Below are 17847 nucleotides of genomic sequence, written 5' to 3'. Positions count from 1 at the left end.
CCGCATGACGGCGACCGCCGCCGAGCAGAACGACCTCGCCCCCCGGGGCCCCCACGCGCAGCGCTGGCTGATCCTCGGCGTCATCTGCCTCGCCCAGCTCACCGTGCTCCTCGACAACACCGTCCTGAACGTCGCGATCCCCTCGCTCACCGCCGAACTCCACGCCTCCACCGCCGACGTGCAGTGGATGATCAACGCCTACTCGCTCGTCCAGTCCGGCCTGCTGCTCACCGCGGGCAGCGCCTCCGACCGTTACGGGCGCAGGAAGATGCTGGTCGCGGGGCTGGCGCTGTTCGGGGTCGGGTCACTCGTGGCAGGGCTCGCGCAGACCTCCGGGCAGCTCATCGCCGCCCGCGCCGGCATGGGCGTCGGAGGGGCGCTGCTGATCACGACCACCCTCGCGGTCGTGGTCCAGATCTTCGACGACACCGAGCGCGTCAAGGCGATCGGTATCTGGTCCACCGTCAGTTCCCTGGGATTCGCCGCGGGTCCGCTGATCGGCGGGGCGATGCTGAACCACTTCTGGTGGGGCGCGATCTTCCTGGTCAACATCCCGGTGGCGGTGATCGGCCTGGTCGCGGTCCTCAGGCTCGTCCCGGAGTCGAAGAACCCCCGGGGCGACCGTCCCGACCTGGTCGGTGCGCTGCTCTCCACCCTCGGTATGACCGCCGTCGTCTACGCGATCATCTCCGGCCCGGAGCACGGCTGGGGCTCCGGGCAGGTCCTGCTGACCGCCTTCACCGGGGCCGCCGTCCTCACCGGGTTCGTGCTCTGGGAGCTGCACGTCCCGTACCCGATGCTGGACATGCGCTTCTTCCGGGACAGGAGGTTCACCGGGGCGGTGGCCGGTGCCGTGCTCGTCGCCTTCGGGATGACCGGATCGCTCTTCCTGCTGACCCAGCACCTGCAGTTCGTGCTCGGCTACGAGCCGTTGGAGGCCGGGCTGCGCACGGCCCCGCTCGCCCTCACCGTCGTCCTGCTCAACCTCACCGGCCTCGGTGCCCGGCTGGTCCCGAGGATGGGGACGCCCGCGACCATCGCCACCGGGATGTTCCTGCTGTCCGCGGGACTCGGGGCCATCGCGCTGCTGGCGGGCCGCGGATACGGCGGGATGCTGCTCGGGCTGGTCGTCATGGGCGCGGGCATCGCGCTCGCCATGCCCGCCATGGCCAACGCGATCATGAGCGCCATCCCGCCGGAGAGGGCGGGCGTGGGTGCCGGCGTCAACGGCATGCTCGCCGAGTTCGGCAACGGCCTCGGGGTCGCGGTGCTCGGCGCCGTACTCAACTCCCGGTTCGCCGCGCTCGTGCCGGCCGCGGCCGGGGCGGCCTCGCTCCCCGCGGCGCTGGCGGCGGCGGACGGCACGGCGGACCGGCAGCGCGTCACGGACGCCTTCGCCTCGGGCCTGGAGACCAGCCAACTGGCGGGCGCCGCGGCGGTCCTGGCGGGCGGGCTGCTCGCCGCGGCCCTGCTCCGGAGGGCGGAGCGTACCGGGAGGGGCTGAACATCCCAGGTGACGGGCATAGCATCGGACGGGGGTGCCGGCAGGCGGGGAGCGTCACCGGAAGACGAGGGAGCGTGCGTCATGGGGTCCGCGGCAGACCGTGAGAAGAACCCGTCGCGGGTCAGTGTCTGGCTGGACCGGCGGACGCCTTCGCGCACCCGGAGGGCGGATCAGCCGGCCGGCCTGGACCGGGACAGGATCACGGCGACGAGCGTCCGGCTGCTCGACGCGGACGGCCTCGCGAAGTTCTCCATGCGGCGTCTCGCGGCCGAGCTCGACGTCACGGCGATGTCCCTCTACTGGTACGTCGACACCAAGGACGACCTGCTGGAGCTCGCCCTGGACACGGTCTTCGGCGAGATCCCGGCCACCCGGGAGGACACCGACTGGCGCGCCCGGCTGCGCGAACTGGCCACCAGCTACCGCAAGTTGCTGGTCCGCCACCCCTGGGTGTCGGCACTCATCGGCAGCTTCCTGAACATCGGCCCGCACTCGATGCTGTTCTCGTACGCCGTCCAGGACGTCGTCCGGGCCACCGGGCTCCCCCTCGGGCGGCAGCCGGGCGCGATGGCGGCCGTCTTCCAGTTCGTCTACGGATTCGGCAGCACCGAGGGCCACTTCGTGCAGCGCACCGTGGAGGCCGGGCTCAGCCAGGACGAGTACGTCGAGCGGGCGATGGGCACGATCCGCGCCGATCCGGAGCTCGACCGGGCGATGCGGTACTCCGAGAGCATGATGGACGCGCGCGGCGGGGGCACGGTGGAGGAGAAGCGCGAGCGGGACTTCGCGTTCGCGCTGGACCTCCTGATCGCGGGCATCGACGTGATGTGCGAGCGAGGAGTGCGCCGCCCGTAGTGCCTCCGGGCCTCAGTAGCCCCGCCGGATGTCCACGGTCAGCGCGGGCGCGCGCCCTTCGGCGACGGCCTCCCAGCAGGCCGCGAAGTCGTTGACGACGTCCTCGTCTGCGGTGATGCCGGACGAGTGCGACGTGATCACCGTGCGCGGCAGCCGCCAGGCGGGGTCGCCCGGCCCGGCGGGCTCGTCGGGCAGCACGTCGAGCACGGCCCGGCTCACCGCCCCGCTGCGCAGCGCGTCCTCCAGGGCCGCCATGTCCACGGTCGCGCCCCGGCCCACGTTGACGAAACCCGCGCCCCGCATCGCGGTGAACCTCGCGGCGCCGAAGAAGCGCTCCGTGGCGCCGGTCAGGGGCAGGGTGGACACCACCCAGCGGGCGTCCGCCAGGGCGGCGGCCTCCTCGTCGGATCCGGCCAGGACCACCCGGTCGAAGCCCGCCGGTACGGCACGCGGGGTGCGCCCGACGCCCACCGTGCGCAGCCCGCAGGCCCCGAGGAGCCCCGCGACGGCGGAGCCGATGTGCCCGGTGCCGTGGACGACGGCCGTCCGCCCGGCGAGGAGCTCGGACGGGAGGCGCTGCCACCGCGCGCGGGCGTGCTGGCCGACGTGTTCCGCCACGGACTGGCACTCGGCGAGGATCCAGCCCAGCGTGTACTGCGCGATCCGCTCGCCCATCCGGCCGACCGTCCTGGTCAGCAGGGCGTGTTCGGGCCAGGGCCCGGCGGCCAGCAAGGCGTCCGTCCCCGCGTTGACGCTGTGGAACCACAGCAGGCGCGGGGACCGCAGCGCCTCGGGCAGGACGTCCCCGACGTACACGAAGGGGCCGTCCGGTGCGACGGCGTCCGCCGCCCCGGCCGGGCGGCCGGTGATCCGCTCCAGCTCGCGGACCACCGAAGGGCCGAGGGACGGCGAGGTCAGCAGGCGGGCCCGGGACAGCGGGCCGGGAGCGGGCACCCTCATGCCTGCGGTCAGCCGCCGCCGGCCAGGTGGGCGGGGAAGCCCCCGGTGGCGACCGGGCTCCAGCGCTCGGGGGTGATCCGGATGATGGACTTCCCCTGCTTGACCATCGCCGCGCGGTACTCGTCCCAGTCCGGGTGCTCCCCGGAGATGCTGCGGAAGTACTCGACGAGGGGCTCGACGGATTCCGGGGAGTCGATCACCTCGGCCGAGCCGTCGATCTGGACCCACGGGCCGTCCCACTCGTCCGACAGGACGATGACGCTCACCCGCTCGTCCCGCTTGGCGTTACGGGTCTTGGCCCGTTCGGGGTAGGTCGACACGACGATCCGGCCCTCGCCGTCGACGCCGCAGGTGAGAGGGGACCCCTGGGGGCGGCCGTCGGACCGGGTGGTCAGCAGGATCGCCCGGTGCCTGGGCCGCACGAAGTCCAGCAGTTCCGCGAGTTCCACGGCGGTGTTGGTCGCGATGTTCGGTGCCATACGGCCAACCCTAAGGGCTTTCGGGACAGCCCCCGGGTCGCCCAAGCAGCCCTCGCGGCCGTCGTGCCTATGCCGGGACCGACTCGCCCTGGACCGCCTGGATGTCGAGTTCCACGCGCAGGGTCGTGCCGATCGCGGAGATCCCGGCCTGCAGCACCTGGTTGTAGTTCATGGCGAAGTCGTCGCGGCGCAGCTCCGCCGTGGCGTGGAAGGCCGCCCGGATACCGCCCCACGGGTCCGGTCCGGTGCCCAGGTAGCTGAGGTCCAGCTCGACGTCACGGGCGACGCCGTGCATCGTGAGTACGCCGCTCACCGTCCAGCGGTCGGGCCCCGCCGGGGTCAGCGCTCGGGACCTGTAGGTGATCTCGGGGAACGCCTCCACGTCCAGGAAGTCCGCCGAGCGCAGGTGCTTGTCGCGCATGGAGTTGCCCGTGTCGATGCTGGTGGAGGCGATGAAGGCGTCGACCCGGGACCGCTGGACGTCCTCGGCGATCTCGATGCGCCCGCCGAACTCGGTGAACCTGCCGTGCACGCTGGAGATCCCCAGGTGCTGCGCGACCGCGGCCACCGACGAGTGCACCGGGTCCAGCGACCAGGTGCCCGGAGGCGGCAGTTCCACGCCGCCCTGCCTGGCCAGCACCACGGTGCCGGCCTCGACGCGGCCGCTGGCCGTGACGAGTGCGGTGGACGCCGCGGGGGCGTAACCGACCGCCGTGACGATCACCGTGTACGCGCCGGCCTGCAGGAGGTCTTCGGTGCGGACGGCCCCGTTCTCGTCGGCGGCCGCGCGGAGCACCTGGGTGCCCGTCATGTCGGTCACCGTCACGATCGCGTGCTGGACCGCCCAGCCGTCCCGCGTGCGTACCTGTGCGCGAAGTCCCATCCCGTTTTCTCTCCTTGCTCGAATCACTCGTGACGCAGCGACTCAGATGAGTCGGGCCTCGGGCGGGACCGGCAGGCCGTCCCCTGCCTGCCGGTCCCGCCACGAGGCCCTTTTCCGCCGGCGGTTCAGCCTCTCCGCTCGAAGTGCTGTTCCGCCAGAGGTCTTTGTGGATCTTCCGTGTGTTACTCGCCCGGGTGGGCGAGCTCGATGTCGTGGCCGTCGACGCCGCCGCCGGTCACGGTCAGCGCGCCCGCGGCCGGCGGGTAGCCGGTTGCGATCACGGAGTACTCACCGGCGTCCAGGTCGGTGAAGGCGTACGCGCCGTCCTCCCCGGTCGTCGAGGTGGCGACGACGTTGCCCGCCGCGTCGATGAGAGTGACCCGGGCGTCGTTCAGAGGTGCCCGGCCGGAGCCGGCCCTGACGACACCGCGCACCAGCGCACCGGACCGCAGGGCCGCGTCGACCCGGGTGACACCCTGGCCGCCGACGTCCACCGGCAGGGCCAGCGGACGGTAGCCCGCGGCCGTGACGGCGACGGTGACCGAGCCGGGGATCAGCTCACCGAAGGTGAACTCACCGGTCTCACCCGAGACGCCCGTGGCCAGCACGTCGCCGCGCACATCGGTCACGACCACCATGGCGCCCTGGACGGGCACGCCGCCCTCGGAGGTCCGTACGGTCCCGGAGAGACCGCTCGTCCCGGCGAGCAGGATGTCGAACGCGACGGCCTCGTCGCCGACGACCACGGTGGACGCCTGGGGCTGGAAGCCGTCGGCGGACGCGATCAGGACGTAGCTGCCGGAGCCCGGCGCGTCCAGGACGTAGCCGCCGTCGGCCTGGGCGACGGAGCGCCCCAGCTGCCGGCCGCCCAGCGAGATCAGCGTGACGGCGGCCCGGGCGACGGGTGCGCCCTCGGCTCCGCGCACCACACCGCGTACGGGCGTGCCCTGGACGGTCGTCTCGGCGGCGGGGGCCACGTCGGCGGAGGTCCCGAGCGAGGCGAACCCTGCCGTTCCCTCGGAGACCTGCGCGGTGTCGGCCATGGCCATGGCCGGCTCGGCCGCACTCACCTCGGCCGGGGTGTCGTTGCCCGCCCTCGTCTTCAGCGCGACCTCCTTGATGAAGATCGTCAGCACGAACGCGACGAGCGCGGCGGGTGCGGCGTACAGGAAGACGTCGGCGACACCGTGGCCGTAGGCGACCTCCATGACCGTACGGAACGGCGCGGGGAGCTTGTCCAGGTCGGGGATGCCTCCGCCGCCGGTTCCGCCGTGGCCGAGCGCGGCGCCCTCGGGTCCGAGGTCGGCGAGGCCGTCCTTGACGTACTGGGTGACGCGGTTGCCCAGGACGGCACCCAGCGCCGAGACGCCGATCGCACCGCCGAGGGAACGGAAGAACGTCACGACGGAGCTGGCCGCACCCAGGTCGGAGGGCGCCACCTGGTTCTGCGTGGCGAGCACCAGGTTCTGCATCATCATGCCGATACCGAGACCCATGACGAACATGAAGATCGCGATGTGCCAGTACTCGGTGTCGTACCGGATGGTGCCCAGCAGCCCGAGCCCCGCGGTGAGCAGGAAGCCACCGCTGACCAGCCAGACCTTCCAGCGGCCCGTCTTGGTGATGATCTGGCCCGACACGGTCGAGGACAGGAAGAGCCCGGCGATCATCGGGATCGTCATGACGCCCGACATCGTCGGCGACTTGTCCCGTGCCAGCTGGAAGTACTGGCTGAAGAAGACGGTGCCCGCGAACATGCCGATACCGACGAACAGCGAGGCCGCGGAGGCCAGTGTGATCGTGCGGTTGCGGAAGAGGCGCAGCGGGATGATCGGCTCGCGAGCCTTGGACTCGATCAGCAGGAACAGCGCGGCGAGGACGACGGTGCCCGCGAGCATCGTCCAGGTCTGCCAGGAGATCCAGTCGTACTTGTCGCCCGCGAAGGTGACCCACAGCAGCAGCAGCGAGACCGCCGCGCTGATGAAGAACGCGCCGGACCAGTCGATCTTGACTCCCTCGCGCTTGACCACGGGGAGCTTCAGGGTCTTCTGGAGCACGATCAGGGCGATCACCGCGAAGGGCACACCCACGTAGAAGCACCAGCGCCAGCCCATCCAGCTGGTGTCGGTGATGACACCGCCGAGCAGCGGGCCGCCCACGGTGGCGACGGCGAACACCGCGCCGAGGTAGCCGCTGTAGCGCCCGCGCTCGCGCGGGGAGATCATCGCGGCCATCACGATCTGGGCGAGGGCGGAGAGACCGCCGACGCCGATCCCCTGCACGACACGGCAGACGATGAGCATGCCGCTGCTCGTCGACAGACCGGCGACTATCGAGCCGGCCACGTAGATGATCAGGGCTATCTGGACCAGCAGCTTCTTGCTGAACAGGTCGGCGAGCTTGCCCCACAGCGGTGTGGTGGCCGTCATGGCCAGCAGGGAGGCCGTCACGACCCAGGTGTAGGCGCTCTGGCCGCCACCGAGGTCGGAGATGATCTCGGGCAGGGCGTTGGAGACGACCGTCGACGACAGGATCGCGACGAACATGCCGAGCAGCAGGCCTGCCAGCGCTTCCATGATCTGCCGGTGTGTCATCGGCGTGCCTGCGGGGGCTTCGACGGCCCCGTGCTTGGCGTGGCCGCCCCGCACACCGGATGGTGTGGTCGTAGCCATTGAATTCCTTGTCTTTGCTTCTGTTACACGGGTGTACGGGTGTGCGACTCGTCGGAGTGCCCGGTGCGGCAGTCGCCGCTGTGCCTGCCGGGGGCGCAGCCCCCGGGGCCGCGGCAGGAGAAACTGTCGCGCAGCCGGGACAACAACGTGTTCAGCTGGCCGACCTCTGCGTCGGACCAGTCGATGAGGTTGTGGGCGAACATCTCGGTCGTCCGCCGTGTCAGCTCGTCGAGCAGCTCGTCACCCTCGGGGGTCAGCCGCAGGATGCGGGACCGCTTGTCCGCCGGGTCCGGAGACCGCTCGATCCAGCCGTTCTCGACCGCGTGTGTCACATGTCGGCTGGTCACCGACATGTTCACGGCCAGGAGCTCGGCAAGCCGGGTTATCCGCATCTCGCCGTACTTGGCCAGCAGCGTCAGCACGGTGGCCGAGCCACCGGGACACTCGGCGGGCAGGATGCGGGCGAGGCCCCGCTTGACCGCTCCGACGGCGCTGAGCTGCCGGGCCAGTTCTTCGTACTGGCTCCGTGCTGCCACCGGCCCTCCATGCGTCTCGCGGGGACATCTTGTTGCTTAGGGCAACGATAGAAGCAGTTGGTTGCCGCAGGCAAACGAAAAGGGGCTTGCACAAGTAAAGGAACGCAAAAGCCTGTGCAGCGGGCGGGTCAAGCGCCCAGCGCACGGCAGGGGTGGGTGCGGGGCGTGTGTTCCTCGTCACAGGCAGCCCTGCCCCGGGCCTGTGGAGGTGGCGCGGAGTGCCCTGGTGGACGGGCGGACAGGCTGTGTGCGCGGAGAGGAGGCATCACCCGCCGGGCCCTGGGGGGTTGGGCGGAAGTGCCGAGTTCGCTAGGGTCCTGGGCCATGGCACATAACCCCCACGCCCCGCAGCCGGGCCCCGAGGGCACTCACGACCCGGCGGGCAGCACGCAGATGTTCCGCGCGTTTGTCGACGACGGCGAGCCGCAGGGCAGGCAGCAGCCCGCCGCGACCTCGTCCGGCCCGAAGACCGGGGTGATCGCCGTCGTCGTCGCGGTCGTCCTCGTCCTCGGCGCGGTCGCCTGGCTCGCGCTCGGCTGACCTGCCCCTCCTCCGACACCGCGGGCTCTCCGCACCGCCCGTCACGCGGGCGGCGCGCGGACCCGCCCGGCGTCCACGCACGCTGTGCGCGCCATCGTTCGCGGCCGCTCCCGTACCGCCCACCGGTGCGGGAGCGGCCGTGTCGCGTTCTCCCGCGCCGGTGTTCTTCTCCCACCGGTGGCGGCCCGGTCCGCCGTGCGCGCACGGCGGACCGGGCATGGCTGGGCCGCCGGGGCGGCGGTCCGGCGCCCCGGCGATGTTCGGCTGTGCCGTGCCGACCCCACTCGGGGTCAGTCGGCGACGAGCCCCTCCCTGAGCTGGGCGAGCGTCCGGGTCAGCAGTCGTGAGACGTGCATCTGCGAGATGCCGACCTCCTCGCCGATCTGCGACTGCGTCATGTTGGCGAAGAAGCGCAGCATGATGATCTGCCGCTCGCGCGGGGCGAGTCTGGCCAGCAGCGGCTTCAGGGACTCGCGGTACTCGACGCCTTCCAGCGCCGCGTCCTCGTAGCCCAGGCGGTCCGCGAGCGAGCCCTCGCCGCCGTCGTCCTCGGGGGACGGGGAGTCCAGCGAGGAGGCCGTGTAGGCGTTGCCCACGGCCAAGCCGTCGACCACGTCCTCCTCGGAGACCCCGAGGGCCTTGGCGAGCTCCGGCACGGTCGGCGAGCGGTCGAGCTTCTGGGCGAGCTCGTCACTGGTCTTGGTGAGGGCGAGCCGCAGCTCCTGGAGCCGGCGCGGCACCCGCACCGACCACGAGGTGTCGCGGAAGAAGCGTTTGATCTCCCCCACGACGGTCGGCATCGCGAACGTGGGGAACTCCACGCCCCGTTCGCAGTCGAAGCGGTCGATCGCCTTGATCAGCCCGATCGTCCCGACCTGGACGATGTCCTCCATCGGTTCGTTGCGGCTGCGGAACCGCGCCGCCGCGTACCGCACGAGCGGGAGGTTGAGCTCGATGAGTGTGTCCCGCACGTAGGTCCGCTCCGGGCTGTCCGTTCCTTCGGGGCCCGAGGCGGGACCCAGCGCGGCGAGCCGCAGGAACAGGGAGCGGGAGAGGGTGCGGGTGTCGATGGCTTCCGACGAGCTGGTGAGCACAACGGGTGCAGGCACGCTCTTCGTGAGCGTGAGCACCTTCGAGCTGCCCTGTTCTGCGGACATGCCACCCCCTTGAGGTCGCGGACGGTCGCGGTGGCCACGACCATCGGAGGAACGCAGCCTCCACCTGAATACCGGAGGTAGGGCTGCGGCAAACGCGGTTCAAGCAGAATGTCACATGTCGGCAACACGCTGTAGTGACATGTCGACAAGTCAGCGCTGGAACCGTGCAGGAAACAGGGGGTGTGGGGCTTTTACGCCTCGGGAACCGATCTTTCTTCGGTCTACCCGTTCAAGCTATGCCTCGATCCTGTTTGCGGATCGCAGACGGGCGAAACTTCTGGCCAGAAGCCTTGACACATGCATCTGGGAGACGCCGAGTTCGGCACTGATCTGCGACTGCGTCAGGTTGCTGTAGTAGCGCAGCAGCAGGATCCGCTGTTCGCGCTCGGGCAGCTGCACCAGCAGATGCCGTACCAGGTCGCGGTGTTCCACCCCGGCCAGTGCCGGGTCCTCGTAGCCCAGCCGGTCCAGGATCCCGGGCAGTCCGTCGCCCTCCTGGGCCGCCTCCAGGGAGGTCGCGTGGTACGACCGGCCCGCCTCGATGCAGGCGAGCACCTCCTCCTCCGAGATCTTGAGGCGCTCGGCGATCTCCGCGGTGGTCGGCGATCTGCCGTGAGCGGTCGTCAGGTCCTCGGTGGCGCCGGTGACCTGGACCCACAGCTCGTGCAGCCGGCGCGGTACGTGCACGGTCCGCACGTTGTCGCGGAAGTAGCGCTTGATCTCGCCGACCACGGTGGGCATGGCGAACGTCGGGAACTGCACGCCCCGCTCCGGGTCGAAGCGGTCGATGGCGTTGATCAGGCCGATGGTGCCGACCTGGACGACGTCCTCCATCGGCTCGTTCCTGCTGCGGAACCGCGCCGCCGCGTACCGCACGAGCGGCAGGTTCGCCTCGATCAGCGCGGTACGCACCCGGTGGTGCTCCGCGGTACCTGGTTCGAGGTCCTTGAGCCGCCCGAACAGCACCTGGGTGAGCGCCCGGGTGTCCGCGCCCCGGGTCCTGGCGGGCGTGACGGCGGGGTCGGGGGTCTCGGTCTGGATGTCGTCCGTCTGGACGTTCTGGGGCGGGACTTGAGGCGCTGTACTGGCCGGCACGGTGTCGCCACCCCTTTGCGGTCAACTACGGTCAACTCATCCGTCAAAAGCGGTCATAGCATCACAAGACATGTCCACTGTGTGCAAGCACCGCATGGAGTCGTGTTGGGTGTGTTTTGGTTTAAACATGCTGAAAAGCCCCTCTCCTGGAAGGGAGGGGCCTGCCGGGCCGGAATCCGGAACCCACCCGGAAGGGGTGGCCGGTGATCACCCGAGTGGCGAACGTGCGCCGCCGGTCCGCCGGGAACCGGCGCCGCGGTGCCGGACGGGGTTCCGCTCCACGCCGCCGTCCGGCCCGGGCGGGGATCGTGGGGCCGGATCTCCTACTTCACGAGCTCGGACATGAAGTCCCCGACGCCCTCGGCCGCACTGGAGATGCCTTCGAACCCCACCTGGACGAGGTCGGCGGCGCGTTCGGGGGACGTGATGATCGTGTACAGCACGAAGACCACAATCAAGTAGAGCGCGATCTTCTTGACTTGCACCGCAGTCCTGCCTCTCCCCGTCGATCACCAGTTCAGTCGGGCGATTCTAGCCGCACGTATGGCCGTATCCGCTGGCTGTTTCCGATCACTGATGCGCCTTTTAAGGACCAAGGACCTGTCGATTCGGGCCCTTTGCCCTCGGATGTGGTTTACGGCTCGGGGGAGTATGGGAAACAGGCCCGCTCGATGAGCAGGAATGTGCGGGCCGAGGAACGGGACCTCCTTGAGGTCCGCACCGCGTGACTTCCCCCCCCCGACCGCGGCGAGGACCCCTGGTCCCCGTTCTCATCGGGGGAAGCGGCTTGTCCCCCCGACGCCGCTTCCCCCGACCCTGCTCCCCCTGCGAACACGTACGCGAACGCGCGAAGGGCCCGGCGACCGCCGGGCCCTTCGCCGTCCACCCCACCGGGTGCGGGTCAGTCCTTCCGGAGTCCGACCGTGCCCGTGGTGCCGTCCTGTACGCCCTGGTCCCCGCCGACGCGTTCGGCGTTCTCACCGCTCCGGGGCGCCGGGACGGTGACGGCGGCCGCGTCCTCCGCCGCCAGGCGTTCCATGCCGCTCGTCGTCTTGAGCGGCTTCTCCTTGATGAAGAGGACCGCGAGGAGCCCGAGGAAGGCGAAGGGGGTCGCGACGAGGAAGAGGTCGCCGGTCGCGACCCCGTAGGCGTGCTCGACGATGTCCTTCATCGGCTCCGGCAGCTTGGTCATGTCGGGCACGGCGCTGCCGTGGCCGCCGCCGGTCACCGGGATGCCCTTCTCCGCGAGGCCCTTGGCCATCTCGTCCGCGACCCGGTTGGCGAGGATCGCACCCAGGACGCTGGTCCCGATCGTGCCGCCGAGGCTGCGGAAGAACGACAGCACGGAGGTCGCGGCGCCCAGTTCGTGTGCGGGCACGTCGTTCTGCGCGGCGAGCACGAGGTTCTGCATCAGCATGCCCACGCCGATGCCCATGAACGCCATGTACATGCTGAGCAGGCCGAAGTGGGTGTCGGCGTCGATGGTCGAGAGCAGGCCGAGGCCCGCCGTCATGACCACGGCGCCCGCGATCAGGTAGACCTTCCACTTGCCGGTCGCCGAGATGATCTGCCCGGCCACGGTCGACGACACCAGCAGACCGCCGATCAGCGGGAGGCTCATGAGCCCCGCGGCGGTCGGGGACTTGCCCAGCGAGATCTGGAAGTACTGGGAGAGGAACACGGTCCCGGCGAACATCGCGATACCGACGAAGAAGCTCGCCAGCGTCGTGAGCGTCACCGTGCGGTTGCGGAAGATGTCCAGCGGGATGACCGGCTCGGTGGCCCTGGACTCGACGAAGACCGCCGCCGAAAGCAGCACCACCCCGGTGGTCACCAGGGCGGCCGTCTGCCAGGAGGCCCAGTCGAAGCTGTTGCCCGCGAGCGAGGTCCAGATCAGCAGCGCGGACACACCGGCGACGATCAGGAAGGCGCCGAGCCAGTCGATCCGGACCTCACGGCGTACGGTCGGCAGCTTCAGGGTGCGCTGCAGCAGCACGATCCCGGCCAGGGCGAACGGCACACCGATGAAGAAGCACCAGCGCCAGCCGAGCCACGAGGTGTCGACGAGGACCCCGCCGATCAGCGGGCCCGCGACCGTGCCGACCGCGAAGACCGCGCCGAAGATGCCCGCGTACTTGCCGAGCCTGCGCGGCGGGATGATGGCCGCCATCACGATCTGGGCCAGGGCGGTCAGGCCACCGGCTCCGATGCCCTGGATGACCCGGCTGACGATCAGCGTGGTGACGTCCTGGGAGAAGCCGGCCACCAGCGATCCGACCACGAACAGACCGAGCGAGAGCTGGAGCAGCAGCTTCTGGTTGAAGAGGTCGGCGAGCTTGCCCCAGAGCGGCACGGTCGCCGTCATGGCGAGCAGCTCGGAGGTCACCACCCAGGTGTACGAGGACTGGCTCGCGCCCAGATCGGCGATGATCCGGGGCAGCGCGTTCGCGACGACGGTCCCCGCGAGGATGGCGACGAACATGCCCGCCATCAGGCCGGACATCGCCTGCAGTATCTGCCGGTTGGACATGGAGGTGGGCACCTGTCCGGGTGCCTCTGTAGCGGTCAAGGGGTCCTTCTTCGAAGCGGGAGCTGAACAGGGTCGGTGGGGTGCGGACCGGGTTGCTCCGGTGGCCGTGGGAGGCCCTGCGCCAGATGGGCGAAGGCCTCCTGGAAGGAGTCCGTGAGCACGGTCCCCTCCGGGTGCTCGCACCAGTGCTCGAGGGCGACCCGCAGGGCGGTCTGGGCGACGGCTGCGAGCAGCCGGGCGTAGAGGTCCGGTCCGTCCGGTCGCGAGCCGTCGAGCCGGTCGGTGATGGCGACGGCCAGTGCCCGCTCCTCGGCCACATGGGCCTTCAGGCCGCGGTGGATGAGGTGCGGTGACCGCTGGAGCACCTTGGACTGCAGGGCCCACAGCTCCTGGCGGTCCTCGAATCCGTCGAGTTCGGCGGCGAGGGCCTCGCGTACGACGTCGAGCGGCGCCCGGTCCGCCGGGGCGCGCCGCACGTACTCCCTGATCCGCTCACCGATCGCGTCGTCGATCAGGACGAACGCGTCGTCGTGGCTCGGGAAGTAGTTGAAGAAGGTCCTGGGTGACACGCCGGCGGCCTCGCTGATGGCCTCGACCGTGACGTTCTCCACGCCGCGCTCGGCCGCGAGCCGCACGGCGGCCTCGGCGATGGCGTTGCGTGTGGCCTGCTTCTTGCGTTCCCTGAGCCCGGGTTCGGACGTCGTCTTCCTCGGCACGTTGTGCATAGTAGGCAAAAATGCATAACGTGCAAAATTATTTACCCCACGGTGCGGTGTGTTCGGGGGGTGGGTGATGGTGTGTGGGGTCGGACCGGGACGGCAACTGAGACGGAACGCAGAGAAGGGACCGACCCGAACGGGTCGATCCCTTCATTCATCTGCGGTAGCGGAGGGATTTGAACCCTCGGTGAGTTTCCCCACACTCGCTTTCGAGGCGAGCTCCTTCGGCCGCTCGGACACGCTACCGAGAGAGAGCTTAGACCATTCCGGGCCGTGGTCAGAAATCCGTTGTCCGGAGGCGGGCCGCAGGTGCCGCGGGGCGGGCTCAGCGCTCGCGGAAGAACTCCGTCAACAGGTCCGCGCAGGCGTCCTCGAGCACGCCGTGGACCACCTCGGGACGGTGGTTGAGCCTGCGGTCGCGTACGACGTCCCAGAGCGAACCGGCGGCACCGGCCTTCTCGTCGCGTGCGCCGTAGACCACCCGGCCGATCCGGGACTGCACGAGCGCGCCCGCGCACATGGTGCAGGGCTCCAGGGTGACGACCAGCGTGCAGCCGGTCAGCCGCCACGAGCCGAGCGCGGCGGCGGCGCGGCGCAGTGCCAGCACCTCGGCGTGCGCCGTCGGGTCGCCGGTCGCCTCGCGCTCGTTGTGCCCGGTGGCGAGCGGCGTGCCGTCCGGGCCGAGGACGACGGCGCCGACCGGCACATCGCCGGCCGACGCCGCCTGCGCCGCCTCGTCCAGGGCATCGCGCATGGGTGCCTGCCACGGGTCCCGCAAGGGATCGGTCGGAGGCGGTGAGGAGGGGGTGGGTGGTGGTGCGTTCACCCGCGGACCCTAACGGACGGCCTCCAGGACCTCGGCCGCTCCGAGCGCGTCCGCGATCTCCACCAGCGCGTCGGTGCGCAGGGTCAGCAGCCCCTTCTCGGAGAGCCCGAGGTCGGCGAGCACCCCGAGATCGCCGAGCGGCCCCGCGGGTACCGCGTCGGGGTCGTGGTCCAGGTCGGATTCGGTGGCGGCGTCACCGGCCTTGCCGTCGGCGCCGTCCTCGGTCCCGTCGGGTTCGCCGTCCTCCGTACCGTCGAGGTCCACGAGCTCCTCGAGTGCGGCGATCTCGTCCTCGGCCCCCGGTTCGCGGCCGAGCAGTTCGTCGGTGAGCAGGATCTCGCCGTACGAGGAGCGGGCGGCGGCGGACGCGTCCGAGACGTAGATACGGGGGTCCTCCTCACCGTCCACCCGGACGACGCCGAACCAGGCGTCCTCCTGCTCGATGTAGACGAGGACGGTGTCCTCGTCCACCGAGGCCTCACGGGCCAGATCCGTCAGGTCGGACAGGGTTTCCACATCGTCGAGCTCTGTATCGCTCGCTTCCCACCCGTCTTCGGTGCGCGCGAGCAGTGCGGCGAAGTACACCGGGACTCTCCCATTGGTCATAGGCGAATCGGTCCGACGGGGAGGGCACCCGGACGTCCGGCTGCTCTGGACCCCGCCCAATCGGCATCGTGGCAGAAACGAGCGCGATGCGAGACCTCTTCGACCGTTGCGTCGGCCATCAGTTCCGGGAGGGTGTCCCGGCCGGCGCCTGCCGTCGGAGGGTCGCGGCGCGGTCCAGGAGCCCCCGACGGGAGGCGTCACCAGCGGAACGTACGCATCCGCATCTGTTGGCGCATACGGGCCGCGCGGGCGCGGCGCGGCTGAACCCGGTCGCGCAACTGCTTCGCCTCGTGGAGCTCCCGCAGGAACTGGGCCCGGCGCCTGCGGCGGGCCGCGTCACTCTCCTGCGCGTCCGCCACGTTCGCCTGCGCGTCGGGCACGTCGCGCGCGTCGCGTCCGGTCTGCCGCTGGTTCCACTGCTCCCCGTCGGGCAATCGACACACCACCCCAAGCCTGGGTCCGTATGCCCCCACCTTCCCCCCGAACAGGTGGTTGATGCCAGTGCGGACCTGCGAGTAGCCGGTCCGGGGCCCGGCTACTGTTGACGGCATGCGGATCCACGTCGTCGACCACCCGCTGGTGGCACACAAACTCACCACGCTGCGCGACAAGCGCACCGACTCCCCGACCTTCCGGCGGCTCGCCGACGAGCTGGTCACCCTCCTCGCGTACGAGGCGACCAGGGATGTGCGGACCGAGCAGGTCGACATCGAGACCCCGGTGACGCCCACGACCGGTGTGAAGCTGTCCTACCCGCGGCCCCTGGTCGTGCCCATCCTGCGCGCCGGTCTCGGCATGCTGGACGGCATGGTGCGGCTGCTCCCGACCGCCGAGGTCGGCTTCCTCGGCATGATCCGTAACGAGGAGACGCTCCAGGCGGAGACGTACGCCACCCGGATGCCCGAGGACCTCTCGGGCCGTCAGGTCTACGTCCTCGACCCGATGCTGGCCACCGGCGGGACGCTCGTCGCGGCCATCCGGGAGCTGATCAAGCGGGGTGCGGACGACGTCACCGCGGTCGTGCTGCTCGCGGCGCCCGAGGGCGTCGAGGTGATGGAGCGCGAACTGGCCGGCACGCCGGTCACCGTGGTCACCGCCTCGGTCGACGAGCGGCTCAACGACAAGGGCTACATCGTGCCGGGGCTCGGCGACGCCGGTGACCGGATGTACGGCACCGTCGACTGATCCGGCTGTGCCCGGGCGCGATGCGTCAGGCCGCCCGGGCCCACGGCGGGGCGGAGTGCCTGCCCGGTCCCGGGCCTACCCGCAGGAGGACGGCGCCGGGGAGGGCTTCACCAGGGCGGTGAGCGCCGTGGCGGCCGCCGCGGGGGTGCTGAACGTCCTGAACTTCGTGCCGATGATCAGATCGACGTCCGCCGTGCTGCGGGTGTCGGTCTTCTGCAGCGCGCCGGGCAGCTGGGTGCCGAGCACCGGGAACGAGCCGTTCATGGCCGCGGGCCCGCCCAGCAGCATTCCGGTGCCTGGCACCTTCTTGTCGTACGTGGCCGGGGCGTTGCCCACCTTGCCGATGGCGAACCCGCGCTTCTTCAGCTCGTCGGCCGCGGCCTTGGCCAGTCCGCTGCGGGGCGTCGCGTTGTAGATGTTGACCTTGACGGCGGCCGGCTTCGGGAGCACCTTGGCCGGCGCGGACGCCTTGGGTGAGGGGCAGGTCTTCGGACCGGCAGCCGCGTTCGCCTTCCCGTCGCCGCCGGTGAAGACGTCGATGAGCTGGAGAGTCCCCCAACCGGCCAGGCCGAGGGCCACCACGGCCGCGCCGGAGGAGAGGACCAGCTTGCGGCGATGACGGGGACGGCGCATGCGCGGGTAGGTGTTGCCCGTGATGCGGTACTTTCCGCCCATGCCCGGAGGGGTCAGCATGCTCATGGGCGCAGCGTAGTGCGACCCGGTGATGATGCCTACTAAACGATCAGCCTATGGCACCCGTACGAGCATAAAAGCACCCGAAAGGCCCGAAATGCTCCACGGGTGGGAGTGGCGTGGTCAGCCCATTTCGAGGACGCGGGCGTGCAGCACCTGGCGCTGCTGCAGCGCGGCGCGCACGGCGCGGTGCAGTCCGTCCTCGAGGTAGAGGTCGCCCTGCCACTTCACGACGTGGGCGAACAGGTCGCCGTAGAACGTGGAGTCCTCGGCGAGCAGGGTTTCGAGGTCCAGCTGGCCCTTGGTGGTCACCAGTTGGTCCAGGCGGACCGGGCGCGGCGCGACATCCGCCCACTGCCGGGTGCTTTCCCGGCCGTGGTCGGGATATGGCCGCCCATTTCCGATGCGCTTGAAGATCACACGGAAAGCCTACCGGGCAAGGGGCTCCGGGCGCAGCCGCAGGACGGGACTGTGATGCCGGGCATAAGTGGATCATTGCGGTGATAGCGGAGTGTGGTCCGCCGCGTTCCCGGCCCGTGGGCGGGTCGTGTTCCCGGGTGCCGCTCCGGTGTGTCACGCCGGGGGCGGTGAGCGTGGCTCGCCGCCC

19 protein-coding genes and 1 tRNA gene are annotated in these 17847 nt (G+C 70.6%); 4 read left to right on the top strand and 16 right to left on the bottom strand.

Annotated features, from left to right (window positions below; translation table 11 throughout):
* The first annotated feature begins 4 nt into the window (after positions 1-4).
* A complete protein-coding gene (locus AB0I83_RS24005) occupies positions 5-1504 on the top strand; it encodes an MFS transporter (RefSeq protein ID WP_363306067.1) in 1500 nt (499 codons plus the stop codon).
* Positions 1505-1585: 81 nt separating this feature from the next.
* A complete protein-coding gene (locus tag AB0I83_RS24000) occupies positions 1586-2359 on the top strand; it encodes a TetR/AcrR family transcriptional regulator (RefSeq protein WP_363306066.1) in 774 nt (257 codons plus the stop codon).
* Between the two features lie 12 nt (positions 2360-2371).
* Here AB0I83_RS24000 and AB0I83_RS23995 read toward each other — a convergent pair whose 3' ends face one another.
* From AB0I83_RS23995 to AB0I83_RS23975, 5 genes are all read right to left on the bottom strand, one after another.
* A complete protein-coding gene (locus AB0I83_RS23995) occupies positions 2372-3319 on the bottom strand; it encodes an NAD(P)-dependent oxidoreductase (protein ID WP_363306065.1) in 948 nt (315 codons plus the stop codon).
* Between the two features lie 8 nt (positions 3320-3327).
* The gene (locus tag AB0I83_RS23990; RefSeq protein ID WP_363306064.1) at positions 3328-3798 is read right to left on the bottom strand and encodes a PPOX class F420-dependent oxidoreductase; all 471 of its coding nucleotides are present in this window, start codon (positions 3796-3798) and stop codon (positions 3328-3330) included.
* 67 nt (positions 3799-3865) lie between these two features.
* The gene (locus AB0I83_RS23985; protein WP_356534805.1) at positions 3866-4681 is read right to left on the bottom strand and encodes a YceI family protein; all 816 of its coding nucleotides are present in this window, start codon (positions 4679-4681) and stop codon (positions 3866-3868) included.
* Positions 4682-4863: 182 nt separating this feature from the next.
* On the bottom strand, positions 4864-7353 hold the full coding sequence (locus tag AB0I83_RS23980; RefSeq protein ID WP_363306063.1) for an MFS transporter: 2490 nt from the start codon (positions 7351-7353) through the stop codon (positions 4864-4866).
* 23 nt (positions 7354-7376) lie between these two features.
* Positions 7377-7889 (bottom strand): MarR family winged helix-turn-helix transcriptional regulator, encoded by a 513-nt coding sequence (locus tag AB0I83_RS23975; RefSeq protein ID WP_356534808.1) that lies wholly within the window; start codon positions 7887-7889, stop codon positions 7377-7379.
* Positions 7890-8213: 324 nt separating this feature from the next.
* Here AB0I83_RS23975 and AB0I83_RS23970 point away from each other — a divergent pair, with 324 nt between their 5' ends.
* Positions 8214-8429 (top strand): hypothetical protein, encoded by a 216-nt coding sequence (locus AB0I83_RS23970; RefSeq protein ID WP_356534810.1) that lies wholly within the window; start codon positions 8214-8216, stop codon positions 8427-8429.
* A gap of 290 nt (positions 8430-8719) precedes the next feature.
* Here the strand turns inward: AB0I83_RS23970 and AB0I83_RS23965 are convergent, their stop codons facing one another.
* From AB0I83_RS23965 to AB0I83_RS23925, 9 genes are all read right to left on the bottom strand, one after another.
* Entirely contained in the window at positions 8720-9586 is an 867-nt protein-coding gene (locus AB0I83_RS23965) for an RNA polymerase sigma factor SigF (RefSeq protein WP_356534812.1), read from the bottom strand.
* Between the two features lie 234 nt (positions 9587-9820).
* Complete coding sequence (locus tag AB0I83_RS23960; protein ID WP_356534814.1) at positions 9821-10681, bottom strand: RNA polymerase sigma factor SigF; 861 nt, start codon at positions 10679-10681, stop codon at positions 9821-9823.
* 323 nt (positions 10682-11004) lie between these two features.
* Positions 11005-11166: a hypothetical protein gene (locus tag AB0I83_RS23955; RefSeq protein ID WP_356534815.1), complete on the bottom strand. Its 162-nt coding sequence runs from the start codon at positions 11164-11166 to the stop codon at positions 11005-11007.
* A 416-nt stretch (positions 11167-11582) separates the two neighbouring features.
* The gene (locus tag AB0I83_RS23950) at positions 11583-13211 is read right to left on the bottom strand and encodes an MDR family MFS transporter (RefSeq protein ID WP_363306089.1); all 1629 of its coding nucleotides are present in this window, start codon (positions 13209-13211) and stop codon (positions 11583-11585) included.
* Positions 13212-13246: 35 nt separating this feature from the next.
* The gene (locus AB0I83_RS23945) at positions 13247-13936 is read right to left on the bottom strand and encodes a TetR family transcriptional regulator (RefSeq protein WP_363306062.1); all 690 of its coding nucleotides are present in this window, start codon (positions 13934-13936) and stop codon (positions 13247-13249) included.
* Between the two features lie 155 nt (positions 13937-14091).
* Positions 14092-14176 (bottom strand) — tRNA-Ser (locus AB0I83_RS23940).
* A 79-nt stretch (positions 14177-14255) separates the two neighbouring features.
* Entirely contained in the window at positions 14256-14684 is a 429-nt protein-coding gene (gene tadA, locus AB0I83_RS23935) for a tRNA adenosine(34) deaminase TadA (RefSeq protein WP_356534819.1), read from the bottom strand.
* 81 nt (positions 14685-14765) lie between these two features.
* Positions 14766-15341 (bottom strand): hypothetical protein, encoded by a 576-nt coding sequence (locus AB0I83_RS23930; protein WP_363306088.1) that lies wholly within the window; start codon positions 15339-15341, stop codon positions 14766-14768.
* A gap of 218 nt (positions 15342-15559) precedes the next feature.
* Positions 15560-15808 (bottom strand): hypothetical protein, encoded by a 249-nt coding sequence (locus AB0I83_RS23925; protein WP_363306061.1) that lies wholly within the window; start codon positions 15806-15808, stop codon positions 15560-15562.
* Between the two features lie 103 nt (positions 15809-15911).
* Between AB0I83_RS23925 and upp the strand changes: the two genes are divergently transcribed.
* Positions 15912-16547, top strand: a complete 636-nt coding sequence (gene upp, locus AB0I83_RS23920) for a uracil phosphoribosyltransferase (protein ID WP_356534823.1) — start codon at positions 15912-15914, stop codon at positions 16545-16547.
* Positions 16548-16622: 75 nt separating this feature from the next.
* Here upp and AB0I83_RS23915 read toward each other — a convergent pair whose 3' ends face one another.
* Both AB0I83_RS23915 and AB0I83_RS23910 read right to left on the bottom strand, forming a co-directional pair.
* The gene (locus AB0I83_RS23915) at positions 16623-17222 is read right to left on the bottom strand and encodes a LytR C-terminal domain-containing protein (protein WP_356534977.1); all 600 of its coding nucleotides are present in this window, start codon (positions 17220-17222) and stop codon (positions 16623-16625) included.
* 141 nt (positions 17223-17363) lie between these two features.
* Positions 17364-17660, bottom strand: a complete 297-nt coding sequence (locus AB0I83_RS23910) for a type II toxin-antitoxin system VapB family antitoxin (protein WP_014155093.1) — start codon at positions 17658-17660, stop codon at positions 17364-17366.
* Between the last annotated feature and the right edge of the window lie 187 nt (positions 17661-17847).

The organism is Streptomyces sp. NPDC049970 (assembly GCF_040660235.1).
GTDB lineage: Bacteria > Actinomycetota > Actinomycetes > Streptomycetales > Streptomycetaceae > Streptomyces.
This window is presented reverse-complemented; position numbering and strand designations above follow the sequence as displayed.

Bases quoted from the DNA above. Each gene is read 5' to 3' on its own strand.
- AB0I83_RS23980 (WP_363306063.1), bottom strand. From the start codon at position 7,353: ATGGCTACGACCACACCATCCGGTGTGCGGGGCGGCCACGCCAAGCAC.
- upp (WP_356534823.1), top strand. From the start codon at position 15,912: ATGCGGATCCACGTCGTCGACCACCCGCTGGTGGCACACAAACTCACC.
- AB0I83_RS24005 (WP_363306067.1), top strand. From the start codon at position 5: ATGACGGCGACCGCCGCCGAGCAGAACGACCTCGCCCCCCGGGGCCCC.
- AB0I83_RS23995 (WP_363306065.1), bottom strand. From the start codon at position 3,319: ATGAGGGTGCCCGCTCCCGGCCCGCTGTCCCGGGCCCGCCTGCTGACC.
- tadA (WP_356534819.1), bottom strand. From the start codon at position 14,684: ATGCGCGATGCCCTGGACGAGGCGGCGCAGGCGGCGTCGGCCGGCGAT.
- AB0I83_RS23990 (WP_363306064.1), bottom strand. From the start codon at position 3,798: ATGGCACCGAACATCGCGACCAACACCGCCGTGGAACTCGCGGAACTG.
- AB0I83_RS23985 (WP_356534805.1), bottom strand. From the start codon at position 4,681: ATGGGACTTCGCGCACAGGTACGCACGCGGGACGGCTGGGCGGTCCAG.
- AB0I83_RS24000 (WP_363306066.1), top strand. From the start codon at position 1,586: ATGGGGTCCGCGGCAGACCGTGAGAAGAACCCGTCGCGGGTCAGTGTC.
- AB0I83_RS23945 (WP_363306062.1), bottom strand. From the start codon at position 13,936: ATGCACAACGTGCCGAGGAAGACGACGTCCGAACCCGGGCTCAGGGAA.
- AB0I83_RS23965 (WP_356534812.1), bottom strand. From the start codon at position 9,586: ATGTCCGCAGAACAGGGCAGCTCGAAGGTGCTCACGCTCACGAAGAGC.
- AB0I83_RS23915 (WP_356534977.1), bottom strand. From the start codon at position 17,222: ATGGGCGGAAAGTACCGCATCACGGGCAACACCTACCCGCGCATGCGC.
- AB0I83_RS23970 (WP_356534810.1), top strand. From the start codon at position 8,214: ATGGCACATAACCCCCACGCCCCGCAGCCGGGCCCCGAGGGCACTCAC.
- AB0I83_RS23950 (WP_363306089.1), bottom strand. From the start codon at position 13,211: ATGTCCAACCGGCAGATACTGCAGGCGATGTCCGGCCTGATGGCGGGC.